General features: G+C 70.9%; 22 protein-coding genes. 10 read left to right on the top strand and 12 right to left on the bottom strand.

Annotation, left to right across the window (positions count from 1 at the left end):
* Positions 1-10: 10 nt before the first annotated feature.
* From GTY47_RS21330 to GTY47_RS21375, 10 genes are all read right to left on the bottom strand, one after another.
* Positions 11-1,381 carry a cytochrome P450 gene (locus GTY47_RS21330; protein ID WP_010047589.1) on the bottom strand — a complete coding sequence of 457 codons (1,371 nt, stop codon included), beginning with the start codon at positions 1,379-1,381 and terminating at the stop codon, positions 11-13.
* The gene (gene cyc1 / locus GTY47_RS21335) at positions 1,378-2,463 is read right to left on the bottom strand and encodes an epi-isozizaene synthase (protein ID WP_029181723.1); all 1,086 of its coding nucleotides are present in this window, start codon (positions 2,461-2,463) and stop codon (positions 1,378-1,380) included. Before cyc1 ends, GTY47_RS21330 begins: the two co-directional genes overlap by 4 nt.
* A gap of 295 nt (positions 2,464-2,758) precedes the next feature.
* On the bottom strand, positions 2,759-3,409 hold the full coding sequence (gene def, locus GTY47_RS21340; protein WP_010047593.1) for a peptide deformylase: 651 nt from the start codon (positions 3,407-3,409) through the stop codon (positions 2,759-2,761).
* Positions 3,410-3,541: 132 nt separating this feature from the next.
* Positions 3,542-4,522, bottom strand: coding sequence for a hypothetical protein (locus GTY47_RS21345; RefSeq protein ID WP_010047594.1), 981 nt, complete (start codon positions 4,520-4,522; stop codon positions 3,542-3,544).
* A 117-nt stretch (positions 4,523-4,639) separates the two neighbouring features.
* Positions 4,640-5,977, bottom strand: a complete 1,338-nt coding sequence (locus GTY47_RS21350; RefSeq protein WP_040904319.1) for an HD domain-containing protein — start codon at positions 5,975-5,977, stop codon at positions 4,640-4,642.
* On the bottom strand, positions 5,884-7,215 hold the full coding sequence (locus tag GTY47_RS21355; protein ID WP_010047597.1) for an HD-GYP domain-containing protein: 1,332 nt from the start codon (positions 7,213-7,215) through the stop codon (positions 5,884-5,886). Before GTY47_RS21355 ends, GTY47_RS21350 begins: the two co-directional genes overlap by 94 nt.
* A 152-nt stretch (positions 7,216-7,367) precedes the next feature.
* Positions 7,368-7,679, bottom strand: coding sequence for a mycothiol system anti-sigma-R factor (gene rsrA / locus GTY47_RS21360; protein WP_010047599.1), 312 nt, complete (start codon positions 7,677-7,679; stop codon positions 7,368-7,370).
* Positions 7,676-8,362, bottom strand: a complete 687-nt coding sequence (gene sigR, locus GTY47_RS21365; protein WP_010047600.1) for an RNA polymerase sigma factor SigR — start codon at positions 8,360-8,362, stop codon at positions 7,676-7,678. Before sigR ends, rsrA begins: the two co-directional genes overlap by 4 nt.
* A 256-nt stretch (positions 8,363-8,618) precedes the next feature.
* A complete protein-coding gene (locus GTY47_RS21370; RefSeq protein WP_010047601.1) occupies positions 8,619-9,248 on the bottom strand; it encodes an alpha/beta family hydrolase in 630 nt (209 codons plus the stop codon).
* Between the two features lies 1 nt (position 9,249).
* Complete coding sequence (locus GTY47_RS21375) at positions 9,250-10,065, bottom strand: SOS response-associated peptidase (protein WP_010047602.1); 816 nt, start codon at positions 10,063-10,065, stop codon at positions 9,250-9,252.
* Positions 10,066-10,115: 50 nt separating this feature from the next.
* Between GTY47_RS21375 and GTY47_RS21380 the strand changes: the two genes are divergently transcribed.
* The 4 genes from GTY47_RS21380 to GTY47_RS21395 all read left to right on the top strand — a co-directional run bounded on the left by GTY47_RS21380 (position 10,116) and on the right by GTY47_RS21395 (position 13,760).
* On the top strand, positions 10,116-10,838 hold the full coding sequence (locus GTY47_RS21380; protein WP_010047605.1) for a M50 family metallopeptidase: 723 nt from the start codon (positions 10,116-10,118) through the stop codon (positions 10,836-10,838).
* A gap of 106 nt (positions 10,839-10,944) precedes the next feature.
* Positions 10,945-12,261: a 3-phosphoshikimate 1-carboxyvinyltransferase gene (gene aroA / locus GTY47_RS21385; RefSeq protein WP_010047607.1), complete on the top strand. Its 1,317-nt coding sequence runs from the start codon at positions 10,945-10,947 to the stop codon at positions 12,259-12,261.
* 17 nt (positions 12,262-12,278) lie between these two features.
* On the top strand, positions 12,279-13,289 hold the full coding sequence (gene rsgA / locus GTY47_RS21390) for a ribosome small subunit-dependent GTPase A (RefSeq protein WP_010047610.1): 1,011 nt from the start codon (positions 12,279-12,281) through the stop codon (positions 13,287-13,289).
* Between the two features lie 147 nt (positions 13,290-13,436).
* Complete coding sequence (locus GTY47_RS21395; protein ID WP_010047612.1) at positions 13,437-13,760, top strand: multidrug efflux SMR transporter; 324 nt, start codon at positions 13,437-13,439, stop codon at positions 13,758-13,760.
* A 7-nt stretch (positions 13,761-13,767) separates the two neighbouring features.
* Here the strand turns inward: GTY47_RS21395 and GTY47_RS21400 are convergent, their stop codons facing one another.
* Positions 13,768-14,376 (bottom strand): TetR/AcrR family transcriptional regulator, encoded by a 609-nt coding sequence (locus GTY47_RS21400; protein ID WP_029181725.1) that lies wholly within the window; start codon positions 14,374-14,376, stop codon positions 13,768-13,770.
* 217 nt (positions 14,377-14,593) lie between these two features.
* On the opposite strand from GTY47_RS21400, the gene hisN reads away from it, so the two are divergent.
* The gene (gene hisN, locus GTY47_RS21405) at positions 14,594-15,394 is read left to right on the top strand and encodes a histidinol-phosphatase (protein ID WP_010047617.1); all 801 of its coding nucleotides are present in this window, start codon (positions 14,594-14,596) and stop codon (positions 15,392-15,394) included.
* 143 nt (positions 15,395-15,537) lie between these two features.
* Positions 15,538-15,930, top strand: a complete 393-nt coding sequence (locus tag GTY47_RS21410; RefSeq protein ID WP_010047619.1) for a CBS domain-containing protein — start codon at positions 15,538-15,540, stop codon at positions 15,928-15,930.
* A gap of 70 nt (positions 15,931-16,000) precedes the next feature.
* Here the strand turns inward: GTY47_RS21410 and GTY47_RS21415 are convergent, their stop codons facing one another.
* On the bottom strand, positions 16,001-17,470 hold the full coding sequence (locus GTY47_RS21415; RefSeq protein ID WP_029181726.1) for a catalase: 1,470 nt from the start codon (positions 17,468-17,470) through the stop codon (positions 16,001-16,003).
* Positions 17,471-17,596: 126 nt separating this feature from the next.
* On the opposite strand from GTY47_RS21415, the gene GTY47_RS21420 reads away from it, so the two are divergent.
* From GTY47_RS21420 to GTY47_RS21435, 4 genes are all read left to right on the top strand, one after another.
* The gene (locus tag GTY47_RS21420; RefSeq protein WP_010047623.1) at positions 17,597-18,013 is read left to right on the top strand and encodes a Fur family transcriptional regulator; all 417 of its coding nucleotides are present in this window, start codon (positions 17,597-17,599) and stop codon (positions 18,011-18,013) included.
* Positions 18,014-18,196: 183 nt separating this feature from the next.
* Positions 18,197-18,964, top strand: a complete 768-nt coding sequence (locus GTY47_RS21425; protein WP_010047625.1) for an ABC transporter ATP-binding protein — start codon at positions 18,197-18,199, stop codon at positions 18,962-18,964.
* Entirely contained in the window at positions 18,961-19,824 is an 864-nt protein-coding gene (locus GTY47_RS21430; RefSeq protein ID WP_010047628.1) for an ABC transporter permease, read from the top strand. The genes GTY47_RS21425 and GTY47_RS21430 overlap by 4 nt, the downstream gene beginning before the upstream one ends.
* On the top strand, positions 19,821-20,960 hold the full coding sequence (locus GTY47_RS21435; protein WP_010047631.1) for an ABC transporter substrate-binding protein: 1,140 nt from the start codon (positions 19,821-19,823) through the stop codon (positions 20,958-20,960). The genes GTY47_RS21430 and GTY47_RS21435 overlap by 4 nt, the downstream gene beginning before the upstream one ends.
* Positions 20,961-21,040 lie beyond the last annotated feature (80 nt).

Below are 21,040 nucleotides of genomic sequence, written 5' to 3' on the forward strand. Positions count from 1 at the left end.
GGTCCCACGCTCACCTCGCCACCGGCCGCAGCAGCAGGTCGTGCGGCCGCAGCGTGATGCCGACGCGGGTGCCGTCGTTCGAGCCGACCACCTGCTCGAAGCGGTACTTGGTGGCCAGCGCCGCCGTGATCAGCGTCAGCTGCGCCATCGAGAAGTGGTCGCTGGGGCACTTGCGATTGCCCACGCTGAACGGGCTCATGGCGTGCTTCGGGATGTCCTTGGCCCGGTCCGGAAGCCAGCGGTCGGGGTCGAACTCCAGGTTCCGCTCATACGACTTCGGGTCGCGCTGGATCGCGTACGGGCTGTAGACGATGTCCGCCCCGGCCGGAATCCGGTATCCGCCGAGTTCGGTGTCCCGCACTGCCCGGCGCGTCAGAATCCAGACGGCGGGGCGCAAACGCATGGCCTCGACCACGACATTGTTGGTGTGCCTGAGTCCCCGGACGTCCTCGAATGCCACCGGCCTCCCACCGGCGACGGCTTCTACTTCGTCGCGCACCCGGTCCGCGTGTTCTGGGTGTTCCGCGAGCATATGCAACAGCCACATGATCGTGGAGGCGACGGTTTCGCTGCCAGGGGTGAGGATTGCGACGACCTGATCATGGATCTCCTGTTCCCCGATGGGGTCGCCATTCTCGTCCGTCGCCTCCAGCAATGCCGTCAGCAAATCGTCCGGCTTTTGACCGGATGCGCGGCGCTCGGCGACGATCTCGTCCACCAGGAGATGCAAATCGGCCAAAGCCCGGTTGAATTCGCGGTTGGCCGGGAGCGGCAGCTTGTAGAGCGGTCCGAGCGGCACCACCATCCGCCGGTACATCCCGCGGAAGACGGTGGCGAGCGCGACACACAGCCGCTCCGCCCGCTCGTCCATGTAGTCGCCGCGCAGCAGGCAGCGGGCCGCGATGCGCACGGCCACCCGGAAGGACTCGGAGGTGCAGTCGATGGTCTCGCCGGGCTTCCAGCGCTCGGTGAGCGCGTGCGCCTCCTCCTCCATGATCGGCCCGTAGGCGGGGATGGCGTCGAGCCGGAAGGCCGGCTGGATGGTGCGCCGCTGGCGCCGGTGCCGCGGGCCGTTCGCGGTGGCCACGCCCTCCTTGCCGAGCAGGCCCTCCAGGGACTCCCACAGCGGTCCGGCGATGATGAAGTCGTTGCTCAGCGCGAGGGCGCCGGTGAGCGCCGGGGTGGTGACGGCGTACACCGTCTTCGGTCCGAGCTTCAGCCGGACCACCTCGCCGTGGTCGCGCAGCCGCGACATGAACGCCAGCGGGTCGCGCACCAGCTTCCAGCCGTGTCCCAGGACGGGTACACCGCCGCCCGCCCGGGGCGGTTCACGCAACTCCGGGGCCAGAGGGGCTTCAGGCTTCACAGACTCGACGGTCATTTCTCACCTGCCGCTTCGTTGTTGACGTACGGGGGCGTGGACCGGTCGTCCCAGCTGTCGACCATGTACCGGCCGGACTCGTGATGGAACCAGTAGACGGAACTGAACCAGTTCCGCATATTGCTCAGACAGGCCCGCACGGCGGCGCTGAGTTCCTTTCCCCGCACGGTGCCGTCGGCGAGGGCGTCGGCGAACCGTAACGCTTCCTGTTCGACGTCGAGGAATTCCGTGATGCATTTCTCGACGCGGCGCCTGACTTCGACGACCGCCTGTTCCAGGGTCAGCCCCTCATGAGTGATGAGACTGATTCCGAGATTGTGCACCTCGTCGCCCGCTATTTCCTTCGGAAGCGAGCAGAGGTCGTTGTACCAGGCGGCGAACTCCTGACTCAGCAGCGCCGCCCGCCGATATGCCGGGTGTTTCCGTACGGTGGCTGGGAGTTCGCATCCCGCGGCCGGCTCCAGCAGATCCGTCCAGATCCAGTGGGCGAAGGTGAGCCGGCGCAGCAGGAGATACTCCTCGACCGAGGGCACGATTCCGTGGGTGCGGTTGTAGAACTCCCGGTCGTACGCGTCGATCACCGCGTGGAAGTGCCGCGCGAACCGGAGGTTCCATGTCCCCGGCAGGAAGGCGTACAGCCGCAGCACGCTGTCCGCGAACCCGGCGACCAGTGGGTCCTCGTGGTGCAGATGCTCCCCGGGGGAGTCGAGGGCCGAGTGCAGCCGGTCCCGCAGCCGCCGCCAGGCGACCGGACGGCCGTGCACGATGTCGCGGTCGTGGCGGTCGTCCCAGACGAAGAACCAGGCGCTGTAGTCCGCGATCGCCTGCATCACCTCGTCGGAGGCGCCGATGTAGTACCCGGCCATGAGGTCCGTGTAGCACAGGCCGTCGGCATATTCCTCCACCTTGTCCGCGGGCATGAGCCGTTTTTCGAGCAGCCAGGCGCGGGTCTTCTCCTGGCACTTCGGCCAATACGGGTGGAGTTGCCGGGGAAACGCCGCCTCGATCACCGGAAGGGAGAGCGACGGTGGAACCGCGATGGTGGTCGGTGTCGATGTGGTGCCGTGTGACAAAGCATGCACGAACTAACCCCTCTCAGCCGCCAGTTGGCGCGGGCGCCCCTCCTTCCGTGCTGGGCGTGCGCCGTTGCATACCCCGCTACTCCCATTCAGCACTACAACTGACCGTTCTGGGAACGTATTTGCTTCATTCACTGCCCCACAGGGCTGGGAACCTCCCGTTGTGTGACTGGTACCTGATCACCAGAAGAGCGGAAGCGATCGAACGTGCGACGGACAGGCGAACGAAGCAGACGAACGGCGCCTGTCCGGGGCGGGAAGCCCGAACAGACGCCGTTCGCCTGGTGATCCTGAGGTCTCAGTCGTTCGCGACGACCGGGTACCGGGGCTCGTTCTCGGCCATCTGCCGCAGCGCGTCCTTGCGTTCGCGCTTCGAGAGGCGGTCGATGTAGAGGTAGCCGTACAGGTGGTCGGTCTCGTGCTGCAAACACCGAGCGAAGTATCCGGTGCCGCGCACCCGGATCGGGTTGCCCTTCTCGTCCTGCCCGGTCACCTCGGCGTAGTCGGGCCGCGCGAGCGGCGCGTACGCGGTCGGCACCGACAGGCAGCCCTCGTTGCTGTCGTCCAGCCGGCGCTTCTCGGCGGGCAGTTCGACGAGCTTGGGGTTGCAGACGACACCGGTGTGCCGGACGCCCTCGTCGTCCGGGCAGTCGTAGACGAAGACCTTCAGGTCGACACCGATCTGGTTGGCGGCCAGGCCCACGCCCTCGGCGGTGCGCTGCGAGGCGAACATGTCCGCCACCAGCTGCTGGAGGTCGTCGCCGAACTCGGTGACGTCCTTGCACTCCTTGTGGAGCACCGGGTTCCCGACCACCGTGATCGGCCGCGAGGTCCCCCGCTCCCGCCAGGCCGCCTCGCGCTCCTCGCAGTCCTCCGTGTCGATCACGTACCCCTCGTCATCGACGGGGAGCACGCCCGCGCGCTGCTGATCGGTGTCCTGCTGAGCCATGACGTTACGTACGCCTTCCTGAACCAAACCGGGCTGAGATGCTGATACAGGTTACGCGGGTGTCGGACGCCGCTTTCAGGGGCGCGGGGACCTGTGCGAGAAACCACGACGGCGCCGCACCCGGCAAGGGGCCTAGCACACCTCTTCCAAATCCCGCCAATCCCGAGAATCCGGACTGTCGGCCACCCACCCGTCCAAAAGCCCCCTCACCAGCGAAGCCGGCGCGGCCAGCCCGCACTCCCGCTCGGGAACCCACAGCTGCCCGTCCGTCCGATGCCCCAGCGGCCCGGGATGCCCCGGCTCACTGTGGTCGTGCGGGTCGAGGTGCTCCCCGTCACCCTCGTCCGACGGCATCCGCGACTCGGAACACATCCGGCACAGCAACCGCACCGAAGAGGACCAGTCCTCGGCGGCGAACCCGGCATCCGCGGCAAGCTGCTCCAGCGCGTCCCGGTCGGACTCCGTCGCCGCCTCCAGCAGCACCACCCACGTCGGCACCGGCGACGGCGCCCACAGCTCGATCTCGTCGAACACCGGGTAGGTGTGCCCCGCGGCCGTGGTCCGCTCCCCGTGCGGCACGCCGTCGTGCAGCACGACCTCACCCCAGCGCCGCCCCGACGACGGCAGCGGAATGGACAGCACCTCGATCCGCGCGGGGTCCAGCCGCCGCCCCCACACGACCTCGGCCTCCCCCTCCGGGGACAGCCGTACGGCCGCGCTGCCCAGGTCCATGCCGACCGGCTCACCGGAGTCGTTGGCCGCCCCCGGCACCCGCAGTCCGTAGGCCTGCCAGGCGCGCCGGGCCAGTGGCCAGTCCTGGAGGGCGGTCGCGGCGATGCCGACGTTCCACCAGTCGGGCGCTCCGGTGTCCCGGTCGAGCAGGGCCACGGCCCTGAGGCCCGCCGCCCGCGCCTGCTCCCAGTCGTGCCGGAACTTGTGCAGCAGGGCGAGGTTGAACCAGGACTCGGACAGCCAGGGCTCCAGGTCGGCGGCACGTGTCAACAGTGCGCCCGCGTCCTCGTACCGGCCGTCGCCGATGAGAGTGAACGCCCGGTCTGTGGCCTGCCGCCAGGAGGCGGAGGGCCGGTGCCGTCCCTTGCCGAAGATCCTCACGATTCCCGCCTGCCAGTTCCGTGCGGTGGGCTGGCCGTAGCTGTGTTTCGAGCCCCCGGACACCTTCTTCTTCGCATCCAACCACGTACGGCCTCCGGGGCGCTCATTACCCATGGGTTACCCAGTCAGGCGCATGGTCAGACTGCTCCTTGCCAGTACCCGGGCCAGCGATTCCACCACCTCCGGGGCGTACTCCCCGGCGGTGGCGAGCCGGAGTTCCTCCAGCGCCGTCAGCGGCCCGCCGGGACCACCTTCCCGGGACTTCTCCTCGTACGCGTTCACGGCCCGGACGATCCGCGCGGCGAGCGGCTGCTCCGCAAAGGGGTCGGCCTGCCGCTCCACGACCACGGCGACCGCCTCGTCGACGCCCGTCTGCCGGACGACGGCCCCGCCGAGCAGCGCGATCCGCCGCTGTTCCGCGGCGGGCAGGCCGGCGGTGGCGCCCGACGGCACCGGGTCGACGAGGCTCAGCTGGCCGATGTCGTGCATGAGCGCGGCGTACTCCAGCACGGCCAGCTCGGGTTCGGTGAGGCCGAGGTCACGCCCCACGGCCAGACTGAGCGCGGCGACACGGCGGGCGTGCCCGGCCGGGGTGTACCCGGCGACCTCGGTGGCCCGCGCGAGGGAGGCGATGGTCTGCCGGTAGGTCGCCCGGACGGCGGCGTACCGGCGGAACGACATCTGGGCGAGCAGCAGCGGCACGGAGAAGACAGGCAGTGCCCACAGGCCCACCACGGCGACCGCCAGCGCCATCACCGCCCCCGTCGCGATGACGGCGGCCCCGATGCCGCACACGGCCCGCAGCTCGTCCCGCAGCACGGGCCCGAAGGGCCAGCCGGTGCGGGAGTGGGCCAGCGCGGCGGCGAGCACGGCATCGCACAGCGCGGTCAGGGACAGCAGCGCGAGCAGCAGCAGCGCGTAGGCGGGACCGCCCCAGTCGTCGAACATGCCCCGGTTGTAGGGGGGCTGGAAGCACACGGCGACGAACCCGACGGTGAGCACCCGGCGCGCCAGATGGTCGAGCGTGGGCCCCTGACCGCGTGCCACGTGCGGCACGCTGCCGAGCAGCGAGGCGGCCAGCACGACGGCGACGACCTGGGCGGGGCCGTGGTGCGTGGCCCGCCCGCCGGCCTCGCCGAGCAGCGCGTACGACAGGGCCGCGGCGGCCCCGAGCGGCGCCGGCTCCCTGACCTGCGCCCCGTTGCGCCGGGCGAGCTCCCCGACGGTGACGAGGACGCCGAAGGCGAGGGCGCCCCGGCGTTCCTCCAGCCCGTGGTGGAGGGTGACGGCGAGGGAGCCGGCGGCGAGGAGGGCGGCGCAGGCGTGGACGAGGGTGAACAGCGGCGGCGGGCGGTACGCGCTCACCGGTGTGCTCCCGGCGGGCTGGAGACAGGTGCGCCGGGCGGGGGAATCCGGGGCGGGTGGACGTCGTCGGCGGTCACGGCGGGGCGCCATCCCGCCCGGCCGACGGCCTCCACGAGGGCCGCGACCATCACCGGGTCGAACTGGCTGCCGGAGCAGCGCTTCAGCTCCGCCAGGGCGACCGGGACGGGCCGGGCCCTGCTGTAGCTCCGTGTGGAGGTCATGGCGTCGAAGGCGTCCGCGACGGCCACGACCCGCGCGGATTCCGGGATCTGACTGCCCACCAGGCCGTAGGGGTACCCGCTGCCGTCCAGCCGTTCGTGGTGGTGCAGCACGGCGGCGCGGGCCTCCCCGAGGAAGCCGATGCCGCGCACCATCTCGTGCCCGTACTCGGGGTGCAGCTCGATCACCCGTCGTTCCTCGGGCGTCAGCGGCCCGTCCTTGCGGAGCAGCCGGGTGGGGACGCCCAGCTTGCCGACGTCGTGCAGGATCCCGGCGAACCGGAGCACCTCGACGCGCTCGTCGTCCATGCCCAGCTCGCGCGCGATCATCATGGAGGCCTGCCCGACGCGCTCACTGTGCCCGCGGGTGTACCCGTCCTTGATGTCGACGGCCTGGACCAGCGCCCGGATCGTCGCCTGGTGGGCGGCCCGTTCCCGGTGGTACTGCGCGAAGGCCCACCAGGAGACGCACATCGGCAGCAGCACGAGCAGGGCCGCCACGGGACCGTAGGGGCTGCGACACAGCACGGCCATCATCAGCCCGGCCAGCCCGTGCACGGCGATCGGCGCGAGCGAGCGCGCCACCAGTCCCCGCCAGGCCCGCCGCACCGGCACCCGCTCGGCCACGGCCAGGATCCCGCCGTCCAGCACCGCGAGCACCAGGCAGAACGCCAGCACGGCCGCCCCGGCCGGCCCGAGCGCGTAGGGGACGTCGCCCGCGAGGACGGCGTCCCGCCCGCCCAGCGCCCGGTGCACCCGCGCCGCGGCCCAGACGCCGAGGACGAGCTGAGCGGCCCGCCAGACCCGCCGCAGCGCCACGGGCCGCTGCTCCACGTGCGAGAGCAGCGCACCGGGCACGGCCACCAGGGCGGCGGCGGGCGCGGGCAGCAGGAAGGCACCGGCGAGCAGCACGGGATAGAAGGTCCCGGCCGGATGGGAGATCCCGACGAACCGGGACCGGGCGACGCGCTCGCAGCCCGCGTACAGCGCGGCGAGCAGCAGCACGGCCCACCAGGGCGTGCGGACGCCCGGCAGCGGCAGCAGGCAGAGGAGGGCGGCGAAGACGACACAGGCGACGTACACACGTGCCCGCACCGGTACCGCATCCATGAGCCCTCCCCCGGCCATGTCCATCAGGCCCGGAGCCTAGGACGGCGGTGGGGGGCTCCGCGGGCGGATAACCCGCGGATTAGCACGTTCGAGTGATGCGTTCGAGGATGACTACCCCCTCAGAGGTGGGGTAGTTGAAAAGCGCGGGAGTGTCAGGAGTCCTGCGACGTGGTCGGCGAGGCGGTGACGTCCTGCTCGGGGACGGCCTGGCCGGAGCGGATCAATTCGATCCGCCCCATGACCTTGTCCCGCAGGTCGCCGGGGACGTCGTCATGCCCACAGCAGCGCTTGACGAGCTTCTTCACGGCCTGCTCGAGCCCGTACTTCTCGAGGCAGGGCGAGCACTCCTCGAAGTGGTGCTCGAACTTCACGCAGTCCGAGTCCGGCATCTCACGGTCGAGGAACTCGTAGAGATGATCGAGGATTTCGCTGCAATCCGTCTCGTGCGGCTCTCCGCAGCTCATGACCCCGAGCCTTTCGCTTCGTTCGACTCTCCGGCGCCGGCCGGGACCATCCCGCGGTCACGGGCGTAGTCCTCCAGCATGCCGCGCAGCTGACGGCGGCCCCGGTGCAGCCGGGACATCACCGTACCGATGGGTGTCCCCATGATGTCGGCGATCTCCTTGTAGGCAAAGCCCTCGACGTCCGCCAGATAGACGGCGATGCGGAACTCCTCGGGGATCGCCTGGAGCGCTTCCTTCACGTCCGAGTCGGGCAGGTGGTCGAGCGCCTGCGACTCCGCGGAGCGCAGACCCGTCGACATGTGCGACTCGGCACGGGCGAGCTGCCAGTCCTCGATCTCCTCGGCCGCGGAGCGCTGCGGTTCCCGCTGCTTCTTGCGGTACGAGTTGATGAAGGTGTTCGTGAGGATCCGGTACAGCCACGCCTTGAGATTGGTGCCCTCGCGGAACTGGTGGAAGGACGCGTACGCCTTCGCGTACGTCTCCTGCACCAGGTCCTCGGCGTCGGCCGGGTTGCGCGTCATGCGCAGCGCGGCCGAGTACATCTGGTCGAGGAACTCGAGCGCGTCCCGCTCGAAGCGCGCGTTGCGCTCCGCGGCCGTCTCCGCGCCCGTGCCGCCCTGGCCCTCGGGCTGCTCCGCCTGGCCGTGTTCGGTCCCTGCGTCGGTCCCTGTGACCGGACCCACCTCCTCCAGTGTTCTCGTGAGACCGAGACCGGTCTCACCCGAATCGGAGGATAGACGACGATCCGGTCCGCCCGCCGCCCGAATAGGGGCGGTCTTGGCCGCGTGCAGCACCGTCCAGTCCAGGTCGGCGCGGCTGCTGCGGCTCGGGCAGAAGGTCGAACCCATGCGGCGGACTTCCTCTCCTACGGCATCGGTGCTGGTCTCCAGCACGTACGTCCCGCACAACAGTGCTCGCCGCCCCGGCATTCCCGGAGCTTTACCCGAGTGACCCGGTCCACTCCACGACCGCGTCCGTGATGACCGCCACTGCCTCCTGCTGCGTGATCTCCGCGCGCTTGGGGACGGCGAAGCCGTGATCGCCGTACGGCACCTCGACGAGCTCGTACGGCCCCTCGGGGAACTCCCCGGGCTTCCCGAAGGGGTCGTTCCCGCCCTGGACGACCAGGGTGGGCACCCCGGAGCCCAGCAGCTCGGCGGCGCGGGACTTCTCGGGCTTGCCGGGCGGGTGGAGGGGGAAGCTGAGGGCCAGGACGGCGCGGGCACCCAGCTCGACGGCCGTGCGGCAGGCCACTCGGGCTCCGGCGCTGCGCCCGCCCGAGATCACCGGCAGCCCGGGCGCGGCTACCGCGGACCAGATGCCCCGCCACCCCGCGTCCAGGGTCTTCGGCGCCGGCGCCAGCTTCTTCCCGGCCACCCGCCAGGGCTGCTCGACGAGAGCGACGCTCACGCCGTGCTCCGGCAGGACCCGCGCGAGGGCCTGGAGATCCCGCGCCTCGATGCCCCCGCCGGCCCCGTGGCTCACCGCCAGCACCAGCCGTGCCTTCTCCGCCCGATGCCAGGTGATGCGGGCGTCCCCCGTGTCCGTGGCAATGATCTCGTTCGTCACGTCAGAAGAGTGTGCCCTCTTCGGGCCCTTCCAGCTCCTTGAGCAGCTCCGGGCCGTTGTTGCGGACGTTGCTGACGGCCGTGGTGACGGGGTAGGCGCGCATCAGCCCGGCGGGCGGCGGGGCGAGCAGCTCGCGCAGGTCGTCGGGGTCGGTGCGGGCCGGGTCCAGCCAGGCGTCCCAGCGGTCGGGCGTCAGCATCAGCGGCATCCGGGGGTGGATCTCGGCCAGGGCCCGCGGACCGTCGGCCGGGGACACCGCCAGCGGGCTCTTCTCGGCCTCGGTGGTGATGACGGAGCACGTCACCCACCAGGCCTGCGGGTGGTCGTCCGGCAGTGTCTTGTCGCGCCAGAACTCGTACAGGCCGGCCATGGCGAAGACCGACCCGTCCGCCGGGGTCACGAAGTAGGGCTGCTTGCGGGGCCGCTTCTTCTTGCCCTCGACCTCCAGCTCGCGCTCCTGCGTGCCGGTGACCCACTCGTAGTAGCCGTCGGCGGGCAGGATGCAGCGCCGGGAGGTGAAGGCGCGACGGTAGGACGGCTTCTCGTGGACGGTCTCCGCGCGGGCGTTGATCATCCGGGCGCCGCCCTCGGGGGTCTTCGACCAGGACGGGACGAGCCCCCACTTCAGCGTGCGCAGCTGCCGAACCGGGCGCGGGTCGTCCGCGTCTTTCAGAGGGCGGTCGAGGACGGCGTAGACCTCTTTGGTGGGCGCCACGTTGTAGTCGGGCTCCAGAGTCTCCTCGGGCTCCCACTTCTCGATCTCGAAGATTCCTGCGAGATCCTCTGGCCTACGACTCGCTGCATACCGTCCGCACATACGTGTCACACTGCCAGATTCCATCCGCCCACAGGGAGCCAACGCCGCACATGGACAGCACCGCAACCGCCTCGCTCGCCTCCCTCTGGGACGAGGTCTCCGGCACCCAGCCCGACCCCGACCTCTGGGTGGTGATCGCGAGCCTGGGCGTCGCGCTCGCCGTGGTGATCCCGCACGGGCTGTGGCGCATCTCCCGCAACGCCATCACCATCGCCCACGAGGGCGGTCACGGGCTCGTGGCCCTGCTCAGCGGCCGCACCCTCACCGGCATACGGCTGCACTCGGACACCAGCGGCCTGACCGTCAGCCGCGGCAAGCCGTACGGCATCGGCATGATCCTCACCGCTGCCTCCGGGTACACCGCCCCGCCCCTGCTGGGCCTCGGCGGCGCGGCCCTGCTGGGCGCCGGCCGCATCACGCTGCTGCTGTGGCTGGCCACGGCCCTGCTGCTGGCCATGCTCGTGATGATCCGCAACGCGTACGGCGCCCTGACCATGGTCATCACCGGCGGCCTGTTCGTGCTGGTGTCCTGGCTGGCCGGCCCCCAGGTCCAGGCGGCGTTCGCGTACGTGGTGGTGTGGTTCCTGCTGATCGGCGGGGTGCGTCCGGCGTTCGAGCTCCAGGCCAAGCGGGCGCGGGGCGGGGCGGGGGACTCGGACGCGGACCAGTTGTCGCGGCTGACGCATGTGCCGGCGGCGTTGTGGTTCTTCCTGTTCCACGCGGTGTCGCTGTGCTCGCTGCTCGGCGGAGGGCGCTGGCTGCTGGGCCTGTGACCAGCCGGCCTGAGGGGCGCGGGCCTGTGGGTGCGGCTCCGCCGCGTCGGCTCGACCGGCCCCCACGGCGCCGCACCCGAACCTCTGCTCCTTATAAAGTGAAGCCATGGCCCCGAACACCGCAGACACCGCCCTCTGGCCCGCCCCGCACGCGAGCGGAGCCGTCGACGCGACGGTCCACGTGCCCGGGTCCAAGTCGGTCACCAACCGCGCCCTGGTCCTCGCCTCCCTCGCCTCGGAACCGGGCTGGCTGCGCCGCCCCCTGCGTTCCCGCGACACCCTGCTGATGGCCGGCGCGCTGCGCGCCATGGGCGTCGAGATCGAGGAGGGCGTGGGCCCCGACGGCACGGGCGAGGCCTGGCGGGTGCTCCCCACGGGCCTGCGCGGTCCGGCCACGGTCGACGTCGGCAACGCCGGCACGGTGATGCGCTTCCTGCCGCCGGTCGCCGCGCTAGCCGACGGTCCCGTCCGCTTCGACGGCGATCCCCGCTCGTACGAGCGTCCCCTGAACGGAGTCATCGACGCGCTGCGTCAGCTCGGCGCCCGGATCGACGACGACGGCCGTGGCGCGCTGCCGTTGACCGTGCAGGGCGGCGGCGCCCTGGACGGCGGGCCGGTGGCGATCGACGCGTCCTCCTCGTCGCAGTTCGTGAGCGCCCTGCTGCTGTCCGGCCCGCGCTTCAACCAGGGCGTCGAGGTCCGCCACACCGGCGCCACGCTGCCCTCCATGCCGCACATCCGCATGACCGTCGACATGCTGCGCGCGGTCGGCGCCCAGGTGGACACGCCCGAGTCGGGCGGCGAGCCGAACGTCTGGCGGGTCACGCCGGGCGCCCTGCTCGGCCGGGACCTGGTCATCGAGCCGGACCTGTCCAACGCCCAGCCGTTCCTCGCGGCGGCGCTGGTGACCGGCGGCAAGGTCGTCATCCCGGACTGGCCGGCCCGCACCACCCAGCCCGGTGACCGGCTGCGCGAGATCTTCACCGAGATGGGCGGCTCCTGCGAACTGACCGAGTTCGGGCTCGTGTTCACCGGCTCCGGCTCGGTCCACGGCATCGACGTCGACCTGAGCGAGGTCGGCGAGCTGACGCCGGGCGTCGCGGCGGTCGCGGCCCTCGCCGACTCCCCGTCGACCCTGCGGGGTGTGGCGCACCTGCGGCTGCACGAGACGGACCGGCTGGCCGCGCTGACCAAGGAGATCAACGAACTCGGCGGTGACGTCACGGAGACCGCCGACGGTCTGCACATCCGCCCGCGCCGGCTGCACGGCGGGATCTTCCACACCTACGACGACCACCGCATGGCCACGGCCGGCGCGATCATCGGCCTCGCCGTGGAGGGCGTGCAGATCGAGAACGTGGCGACGACGGCCAAGACCCTGCCCGACTTCCCCGACCTGTGGACCGGGATGCTCGGGGCGTAGGACGCGGGGACCAGGTCATGCGCCGCTACGGCAAGCACACCGACGAGGACGACATCCGCACCCGTCCCGGCCGCCGGAACACCCGGCCCCGGACGAACATCCGGCCCAAGCACGAGGACGCCGCCGAGGGCCTCGTCCTCACCGTCGACCGGGGCCGCCTGACCTGCCTCGTCGAGGACCGCGTGGTCATGGCGATGAAGGCCCGCGAGCTGGGCCGCAAGGCGGCCGTGGTCGGCGACCGCGTGGCGCTCGTCGGCGACCTGTCCGGCAGGAAGGACACACTCGCGAGGATCGTCCGCATCGCGGAGCGGACCTCGGTCCTGCGTCGCACGGCGGACGACGACGACCCGTACGAGCGCGTGGTCGTCGCCAACGCCGACCAGCTGGCCGTCGTCACGGCCCTGGCCGACCCGGAGCCCCGCCCGCGGCTGATCGACCGCTGTCTGGTCGCGGCCTACGCCGGCGGCCTGGACCCGCTGCTGGTCCTGACCAAGTCGGACCTCGCACCGCCCGACAAGCTGCTGGAGCTGTACGGTCACCTCGACATCCCCTACGTCGTCACCAGCCGCGAGGAACTGCACAACGGCAGCGCAGTCGCCCGCGTACGGGAGCAGCTCGACGGCAAGATCACCGCGTTCGTCGGCCACTCCGGTGTCGGCAAGACGACCCTGGTCAACGCGCTGGTGCCCCAGGAGCGGCGGCGTACGACCGGGCATGTGAACGCGGTGACGGGCCGTGGCCGGCACACCACCACCTCGGCGCTGGCGCTGCCGCTGGCGGACAGCGACGGCTGGGTGATCGACACACCGGGCGTACGGTCCTTCGGGCTGAACCACGTGGACCCGTCCCGGGTCATCCACGCCTTCCCCGACCTGGAACCGGGCACCGAGGGCTGCCCGCGCGCGTGCAGCCACGACGAGCCCGACTGCGCGCTGGACGCGTGGGTGGCCGAGGGGCACGCGGATCCGGCGCGGCTGTACTCGCTGCGACGGCTGCTGGCCACGCGGGAGCGCAAGGAAGGCGACTGACCTCCGCGTTGTTTGTCATGGCGCGTGGACGGTAAGTGCATAATCGCACCAAGCCGGATCCAAGACCGACCAGAAGCTGATGAATCTGGCGAACTTGCTCAAACTGACTAAGCGGTCGCTGAACGTGGGATACGGGAGGAACGACTCATGGCGTGGCTGCTGGTCATCGTGGCGGGGTTGCTGGAGACCGGCTTCGCCGTGTGCCTGAAGCTGTCGCACGGTTTCACCCGGCTCTGGCCGACGGTCGCGTTCTGCATCTTCGCCCTCGGCAGCTTCGGCCTGCTGACCCTGTCGCTGAAGAAACTCGACGTGGGTCCCGCCTACGCCGTGTGGACCGGCATCGGCGCGGCGGGCACGGCGATCTACGGCATGGTGTTCCTGGGCGACCTGGTGTCGACGCTGAAGATCGTGTCGATCAGCCTCGTCATCATCGGTGTGATCGGGCTTCAGTTGTCGGGTTCGTCGCACTGACGTCCCGTCAGCCGACCTGCTGCTGAAGGGCGCTGCGGACCAGCTCGGCGACGCCGCCCTCGCCCGGAGGCGCGGCCACGCAGGACAGTGCGAGCCGGACGGCGAGTTCGCAGGAGCGGGCCAGATCGGCGGTGTCGGACCTGGGGGCGCCGGGTCCGGCCAGGACGGTGACGGCACGGTCGCGGACGAGGGTGACGAAGTCGCCGGGTGAGGGCAGTGGGCCGTCGGCGCGGCGCTGGGCCGGTACCACGGAGGTGGACGGCACGGCCGACAGGGCCGGGGACGGCAGCCGTTCGCTCCAGCAGCCGGTGAGCATGGCACGGACGAGGGCGTTCTCGCGGGCCGCCGAGGTGGTCCACTCGGCGGTGGCGGTGAGCCGCTCGCGCGGGTCGCTGTGCGCGGTGAGCGCGCGGTCGACCCCGGCGAGATATCCGTCGGCTTCTCGCCTCACGAGGGCCCGGGCGAGCCCGTCCTTGCTGCCGAACTCGTTGTACAGCGTCTGCCGGGACACTCCCGCCGCCGCGGCCACGTCCACCATCCGCACGGCGGACCACGGCCGGCGCGCCAGCGCCGTGTAAGCGGCGTCCAGTAGAGATTCCCGCGCTGCAGGCATCATCGCCTCCCCTTGGGGCGAGCGGCTCTGCGCCCAGATTTGACGCGCGGGAAACCACTGTCAAGGGTTCACGAGAGCACGCGGGGTCGCCTTTGAGCCGACCTGCCGCCCTCGGCTCCGAAGCCGCGGTCACCCCCACCCCCGAGCCCCCACAACACCGTCACCCCCGCCCACAAACCCCCTGTAGCCCCACCCCCACCTCGGCAGATAGGTTCGGTACATGCCCGACTACCTCGACGACCTGCGTCTCGCCCACGTCCTCGCCGACGCCGCCGACGCCGCGACGACGGACCGGTTCAAGGCCCTCGACCTCAAGGTCGAGACCAAACCGGACATGACCCCGGTGAGCGAAGCGGACAAGGCCGCCGAAGAACTCATCCGCGGCCAACTCGCCCGCGCCCGTCCACGGGACGCGATCCTCGGCGAGGAGTACGGCGTCGAGGGCACCGGCCCCCGCCGCTGGGTGATCGACCCCATCGACGGCACCAAGAACTACGTGCGCGGCGTCCCCGTCTGGGCCACCCTCATCTCCCTGATGGAGGCCGGTGAGGGCGGCTTCCAGCCCGTCGTCGGCGTCGTCTCCGCCCCCGCCCTCGGCCGCCGCTGGTGGGCCGCGAAGGGTCACGGCGCGTTCACCGGCCGCAGCCTCACGAAGGCGACCCGCCTCCAGGTCTCCCGCGTCGGGAAACTCGCCGACGCCTCCTTCGCGTACTCCTCCCTCAGCGGCTGGGAGGAACAGGGCCGCCTGGACGGCTTCCTGGACCTCACCCGCGAGGTGTGGCGCACGCGCGCGTACGGTGACTTCTGGCCGTACATGATGGTCGCCGAGGGCTCGGTCGACATGTGCGCCGAGCCGGAGCTGTCGCTCTGGGACATGGCCGCCACCGCGATCATCGTCACCGAGGCCGGCGGCACCTTCACCGGACTCGACTCCCGCCCGGGCCCGCACAGCGGCAACGCGGCCGCGTCGAACGGCCTGCTGCACGACGAGTTGCTGGGGTATCTCAACCAGCGCTACTGAGCGACCGCCGCCACCGAGCGCGCCCCCTGTCACCGAGCGCCCCCTTGTTGACCCTCCCTTTACCTGCCACCCTGAGAGTCCGCCCGCTTGTGAACTTGTGAAAACATGAACAAACGGCGGGGACATCCCCAGGAGGCCCATCCATGCTCGTCCGTGACGCCATGAGCACTGTCGTCCTCACCATCGGCCCGGCCCACACGCTTCGCCAGGCCGCCGCACTGATGGCCGCCCGCAAGGTCGGCGCGGCCATCGTCCACGACCCCGACGCCGGCGGCATCGGCATCCTCACCGAACGCGACATCCTCATCTCCGTGGGCCAGGGTCAGGACCCGGACACGGAACGCGCCCACGCCCACACCACCACCGACGTCGTGTTCGCCACTCCGGCCTGGACCCTGGAGGAGGCGGCCCGCGCCATGGCGCACGGCGGTTTCCGCCATCTCATCGTGCTGGACCGCGACGAGCCGGCCGGTGTCGTCTCGGTCCGCGACATCATCCGCTGCTGGGCACCGGCGCGTCAGCAGGTGCCCGCCTGACAGCACGAACGGCCCGGGCCCCTCGAAGGAGCCCGGGCCGTCCCTACCGCAAGCGGTCCAGTGCTGGAGTTCAGCCGCGCAGGGCCTGGACCGCGGCCTCCAGCCGCTTGCCGTAGTCCCCGTCGGCCTGACGGAAGTTGTCGATCGCCCGCTCGACGATGTCGTCCCGCGAGACCTTGGCGATGAAGCCCGCCAGGTTGGCGATCAGCCGCTCCTTCTCGTCCTCGCTCATCAGCCGGTAGAGGTTGCCCGCCTGCACGAAGTCGTCGTCCTCGGCATGGACGGGCGTCGGGTGGTTGCCCGTGACACCGTTCACGGCCGTGGCGGACCACAGCGGACGGTCCGTCTGGAACGGGCCGCCGAAGCTGTTCGGCTCGTAGTTCTTCGCACCCTTGTGACGGCCGTCGTAGAGGTGACCGTCACGGGAGTTGGTGCGCGCCACGGTGGCGTGCGGGCGGTTCACCGGCAGGTGGTCGGCGTTGATGCCGACGCGGTAGCGGTGGGCGTCGCCGTACGCGAAGAGGCGGCCCTGGAGCATCTTGTCGGGGGACGGGCCGATGCCCGGCACGAAGTGCGCGGGGCTGAAGATCGACTGCTCGACCTCGGCGAAGATGTTCTCCGGGTTGCGGTTGAGCTCCAGCCTGCCGATCTCGATCGGCGGGTAGTCGGCGTGCGGCCAGACCTTGGTCAGGTCGAACGGGTTGAAGCGGTACGTCGCCGCGTCCGCCGCCGGCATGATCTGCACCTGCACGGTCCAGGACGGGAACTCACCGCGCTCGATGGCCTCGCGCAGATCGCGCTGGTGGGAGTCGGGGTCCTCGCCGGCCAGCCGGTTGGCCTCGGCCTGCGTGAGGTTCTTGATCCCCTGGTCGGTCTTGAAGTGGTACTTGACCCAGAAGACCTCGCCGGCCTCGTTCTGCCACTGGAAGGTGTGCGACCCGAAGCCGTCCATGTGGCGGTACGAGGCCGGGATGCCGCGGTCGCCGAACAGCCAGGTCACCTGGTGCGTGGACTCGGGCGACAGGCTCCAGAAGTCCCAGACGTTGTCCGCCTCCGTCGAGCCGGTGTACGGGTCGCGCTTCTGGGTGTGGATGAAGTCCGGGAATTTGATGGCGTCCCTGATGAAGAACACCGGGGTGTTGTTGCCGACGAGGTCGTAGTTGCCCTCCTCGGTGTAGAACTTCAGCGCGAAGCCGCGCGGGTCGCGTACGGCGTCCGCCGCCCCGAGGTTGCCGGCCACGGTCGAGAAGCGCAGGAAGACCTCGGTCCGCTTGCCGATCCCGGAGAGGAACGCGGCACGGGTGTACGGCGTGACGTCGGCGGTCACCGTGAAGGTGCCGTAGGCGCCGGCGCCGCGCGCGTGCACGACACGCTCCGGGATGCGCTCGCGGTTGAAGTGGGCGAGCTTCTCCAGCAGGAGCTGGTCCTGGACGAGCACCGGGCCGCCCACGCCCGCGGTCTCGCTGTTCTGGTTGTCGGCGACCGGAGCACCGGCCTCCGTCGTAAGCGGTCCCTGCGTCACGTACGCCTCCTGCGCCATCCTGACCAATCCTGTCCCTTGGCTAAAGCCGTTTCCGATCCTACATTAGACATAGTCCAAGTCAAGCTGGACTCTAAGTTCACACCTGTTCGGAACCTGGTCCCCTTTGCTGTTAGGCTGGTCGTCATGAGCGACCTTCTGGAACGCCTGCGCGGACGCGGATGGCGGATGACCGCGCAGCGGCGCGTCGTGGCCGAGGTCCTCGACGGCGAACACGTCCATCTGACGGCCGACGAGGTCCACGCCCGGGCCGTCGCCAAGCTGCCCGAGATCTCCCGGGCGACCGTCTACAACACGCTCGGTGAGCTCGTGTCGCTCGGCGAGGTGCTCGAGGTCTCCACCGACCAGCGCGCCAAGCGGTACGACCCGAACGCCCACCAGCCGCACCACCACCTGGTCTGCGCCCAGTGCGGCGCGATCCGCGACGTCCACCCGGTCGGCAACCCGCTGGCAGACCTCCCCGACTCGGAGCGCTTCGGCTTCACGGTGTCGGACGTCGAGGTGACGTACCGCGGCGTCTGTCCGAACTGCGCGGCCGCCTAGCCTTCCCGCCCTCCCCTCTCTTCCTCGCGCGACGCCTTTCTCGCGCTCCGTCCTTCTCGCGTGAAGCCCCGGCACCGATGGGCGCCGGGGCTTCGCGCTGTCCGTGGACTTCCCGTATCTGACGGGTCGTCATATGGTCAACGGCACCCACCAGTCCGTTCCGCACTCCGCGAGGAGACCGAAGTGGGAGAGCCGTATCCAAAAGTCACCGCCCATGACCTGACGCGCACCTTCGGCCGGGGCCCTCGCGCGGTCGACGCCCTCGGCCCCCTCGACCTGACCGTCGCGCCGGGCGAGTTCGTCTGCCTCGTCGGCCCCTCCGGCTGCGGCAAATCCACCCTGCTGCGCATCGCCGCCGGGCTGCTCCGGCCCAGCACCGGCACGCTGGAGATCCGCACGTCCAGCCCGCGCCCGGCCGCCATGATCTTCCAGGACTACGGCATCTACGACTGGAAGACCGTCCAGGCCAACGTCCGCTTCGGCCTCGACGTCCAGCGCGTCCCGCGCCGGGAGGCGAACGCCCGCGCCGCCGACTGGCTTGCTCGCACGGGCCTCGCCGATTTCGCGCACGCCTACCCGGCGGCCCTCTCCGGCGGCATGCGGCAACGCGTCGCCATCGCCCGCGCCCTGGCGGTCGAGCCCGAACTGCTGCTGATGGACGAGCCGTTCGCCGCCCTGGACGCCCAGCTCCGCACGATCCTCCAGGACGAACTGCTGGAGATCACCCAGGCGCTGCGCACGACGACCCTGTTCATCACCCACAGCCTGGAGGAGGCGATCGTCCTCGGCGACCGCGTCCTGGTGATGTCCGCCCGCCCGGGCCGGATCATCGCCGAGCGCCGCCCGCCCTTCCCGCGCCCGCGCACCGGCGACGTCCGCGCCACCCCCGACTTCACCGCGCTGAAGAGCGAACTGTGGGACTTGCTGCGGAAGGAGGCGGTGCCGGCATGACCACGGTCGCTCCCGGGACGAGAGCCTCGGTCCTGGTCCGCCGCCCGGGCCCGCGCGAACTGCATCCCGTCCGCACCCATCGCCGCCGCCGCACCCTGGAACTGTCCCTCGCTGCGGCCGTACCCGTCCTTCTGGTGCTGCTCTGGCAGCTGGCGGCGGTCCGGGGCTGGATCGACGACCGCGTCTACCCGGCGCCGTCCACGATCCTCGCCGACGGCTGGGACCGGGCCGCGGCCGGTGACCTGTGGCCGGACGTGTGGGCGACGCTCAAGCGGATCCTGGCCGGCTACGCCGTCGGCATGGCGGCGGGCTACCTCCTGGGCCTGCTGATGGGTTCGATGTCACTGGTCCGGGCCGCCCTGGAACCGCTGCTGGACGCCCTGTACGTCGTACCGAAGCTGGCCCTGCTCCCCGTCTTCCTGAACATGTTCGGACTGGGCGAGGGCCCGCAGGTGGCCCTGGTGGCGGCCACGGTCTTCTTCTTCGTCTGGATCTCCACCATGTCGGCGGTCATGGCGGTCCCCGACGGCCACCGCGACGCCGGCCGGGTCTTCGGCGCCTCCCCGTGGCAGATGTTCCGCCACGTCCTGCTTCCGGCGTCCCTGCCCGCCGTCCTGGTCGGCGCGCGGATCGCGGCGGGCGTCGCGGTCCTGGTGATCGTCGCCTCGGAACAGATCGCCGCGACCGACGGCCTCGGCCATCTGATCTTCGACTCCCGCGCCCTCTTCCAGAACGACGTGATGTTCGTCGGCATCGTCTGCGTCGCCGTCCTGGGCGTGCTCTTCTCCGAGCTGGTCCGCTTCGTCGGCCGGCTGCTCACGCCGTGGGCCCCGCGCGACCGGGGACGGGGGCAGTCATGAGGGGACGTACGTACGGCCTCGCCCTGCTCGCGACGGCGCTGCTGGCCTCGGCGGCCTGCTCGTCGCCGTCCTCCGGGAGCGCGACGCCGAAAGCGGACGACGGAACGCGCGCCGTCCGCCCGGTCGAGGGCTGCGGTGCCGGCTCCTGGACGGACCCCGCCGACCTCACACCCGACCGCACCCCGGCCCGCTGCCGCCCGGGGTCCCCGCCCGCCCAGCGGCTCCCCGAGCCGCGCAAGCTGACCATCGCGACCGGCACACTCGGCGCCGAGTACGTGGCACCCCTGCGAGTCGCCCTCGACAAGGGCGAGTTCGACAAGGAGGGCCTCGACGTCACGCTGAAGGTGCTGCCGACGCCCGAGGCACTCCCGCTGCTGGCCAAGGGCGAGGTCGACGCGCTCTGGGCGGCCCCGGAGGCAGCCGTCATGAACGGCATCCGAGGCGGCTTCACCATCCGCTGGGTCGCCGGGAACTTCTCGCCCGACCCGAAGTCCAAGAGCGGCCTGTGGGTCCGGCTGAAGGACGGCGAGACGGCGACCGCCGTCCGGATGGCCGACCGGAAGCTCGGCACGATGATCGGCAAGGGCTCCGTCATCGCCTACCCCATGGAACAGGTTCTGGAGCAGCACGGCGGAGGCCTCGACCGGATCCGCTACCAGCAACTGGGCTCGGCCGACGTCCTCACGGCCCTGGAGAACGGCGGCGTCGACTCCGCCTGGCTGCTCGACCCCGTATGGCGCCGGGTCGACGGCGAACCCGGCTACGCCTTCCTGGGCGGCCAGCCCCCCGGAGAGCCCCTGGGCGGCATGCTCTACGGCCCGAGCCTGCTGAACGACGACGTGGACGCGGGGGTGGCACTGCTGCGGGCGTACATCCGCACGGTGAACACGTACTTCGCGGCCGACTACAAGAAGAACGAGACCTTCGTCACATATCTGGCGAAACTTCTGAAGGCGGACGAGGCGATCCTGCGCTCGACACCGTCCCTCCGCATGGACTGGGAAATCCGCACCGGCACGACGGACCGCCTCCAGTCCGCCTACCGATCCCAGGGCGTGGCGGAAGGCGACCCGCTCCCCGAGTCGCGGACGGTGACCCGCTCCCTCTACGAGGAGGCGGTAGGCCATCGCCGGTAGACACACCGAGGGCCGGAACCCTTTCGGATTCCGGCCCTCGGCCTTCAGTAGCGGGGACAGGATTTGAACCTGCGACCTCT

Origin of the sequence: Streptomyces sp. SID5464 (genome assembly GCF_009862985.1) — a bacterium.
GTDB classification, from domain to species: Bacteria; Actinomycetota; Actinomycetes; order Streptomycetales; family Streptomycetaceae; genus Streptomyces; species Streptomyces chartreusis_D.

Bases quoted from the DNA above. Each gene is read 5' to 3' on its own strand.
- GTY47_RS21330 (WP_010047589.1), bottom strand. From the start codon at position 1,381: ATGACCGTCGAGTCTGTGAAGCCTGAAGCCCCTCTGGCCCCGGAGTTG.
- def (WP_010047593.1), bottom strand. From the start codon at position 3,409: ATGGCTCAGCAGGACACCGATCAGCAGCGCGCGGGCGTGCTCCCCGTC.
- GTY47_RS21350 (WP_040904319.1), bottom strand. From the start codon at position 5,977: ATGGCGCCCCGCCGTGACCGCCGACGACGTCCACCCGCCCCGGATTCC.
- GTY47_RS21355 (WP_010047597.1), bottom strand. From the start codon at position 7,215: ATGGATGCGGTACCGGTGCGGGCACGTGTGTACGTCGCCTGTGTCGTC.
- rsrA (WP_010047599.1), bottom strand. From the start codon at position 7,679: ATGAGCTGCGGAGAGCCGCACGAGACGGATTGCAGCGAAATCCTCGAT.
- GTY47_RS21375 (WP_010047602.1), bottom strand. From the start codon at position 10,065: ATGTGCGGACGGTATGCAGCGAGTCGTAGGCCAGAGGATCTCGCAGGA.
- GTY47_RS21380 (WP_010047605.1), top strand. From the start codon at position 10,116: ATGGACAGCACCGCAACCGCCTCGCTCGCCTCCCTCTGGGACGAGGTC.
- aroA (WP_010047607.1), top strand. From the start codon at position 10,945: ATGGCCCCGAACACCGCAGACACCGCCCTCTGGCCCGCCCCGCACGCG.
- rsgA (WP_010047610.1), top strand. From the start codon at position 12,279: ATGCGCCGCTACGGCAAGCACACCGACGAGGACGACATCCGCACCCGT.
- GTY47_RS21395 (WP_010047612.1), top strand. From the start codon at position 13,437: ATGGCGTGGCTGCTGGTCATCGTGGCGGGGTTGCTGGAGACCGGCTTC.
- GTY47_RS21400 (WP_029181725.1), bottom strand. From the start codon at position 14,376: ATGATGCCTGCAGCGCGGGAATCTCTACTGGACGCCGCTTACACGGCG.
- hisN (WP_010047617.1), top strand. From the start codon at position 14,594: ATGCCCGACTACCTCGACGACCTGCGTCTCGCCCACGTCCTCGCCGAC.
- GTY47_RS21410 (WP_010047619.1), top strand. From the start codon at position 15,538: ATGCTCGTCCGTGACGCCATGAGCACTGTCGTCCTCACCATCGGCCCG.
- GTY47_RS21415 (WP_029181726.1), bottom strand. From the start codon at position 17,470: ATGGCGCAGGAGGCGTACGTGACGCAGGGACCGCTTACGACGGAGGCC.
- GTY47_RS21420 (WP_010047623.1), top strand. From the start codon at position 17,597: ATGAGCGACCTTCTGGAACGCCTGCGCGGACGCGGATGGCGGATGACC.
- GTY47_RS21430 (WP_010047628.1), top strand. From the start codon at position 18,961: ATGACCACGGTCGCTCCCGGGACGAGAGCCTCGGTCCTGGTCCGCCGC.
- GTY47_RS21435 (WP_010047631.1), top strand. From the start codon at position 19,821: ATGAGGGGACGTACGTACGGCCTCGCCCTGCTCGCGACGGCGCTGCTG.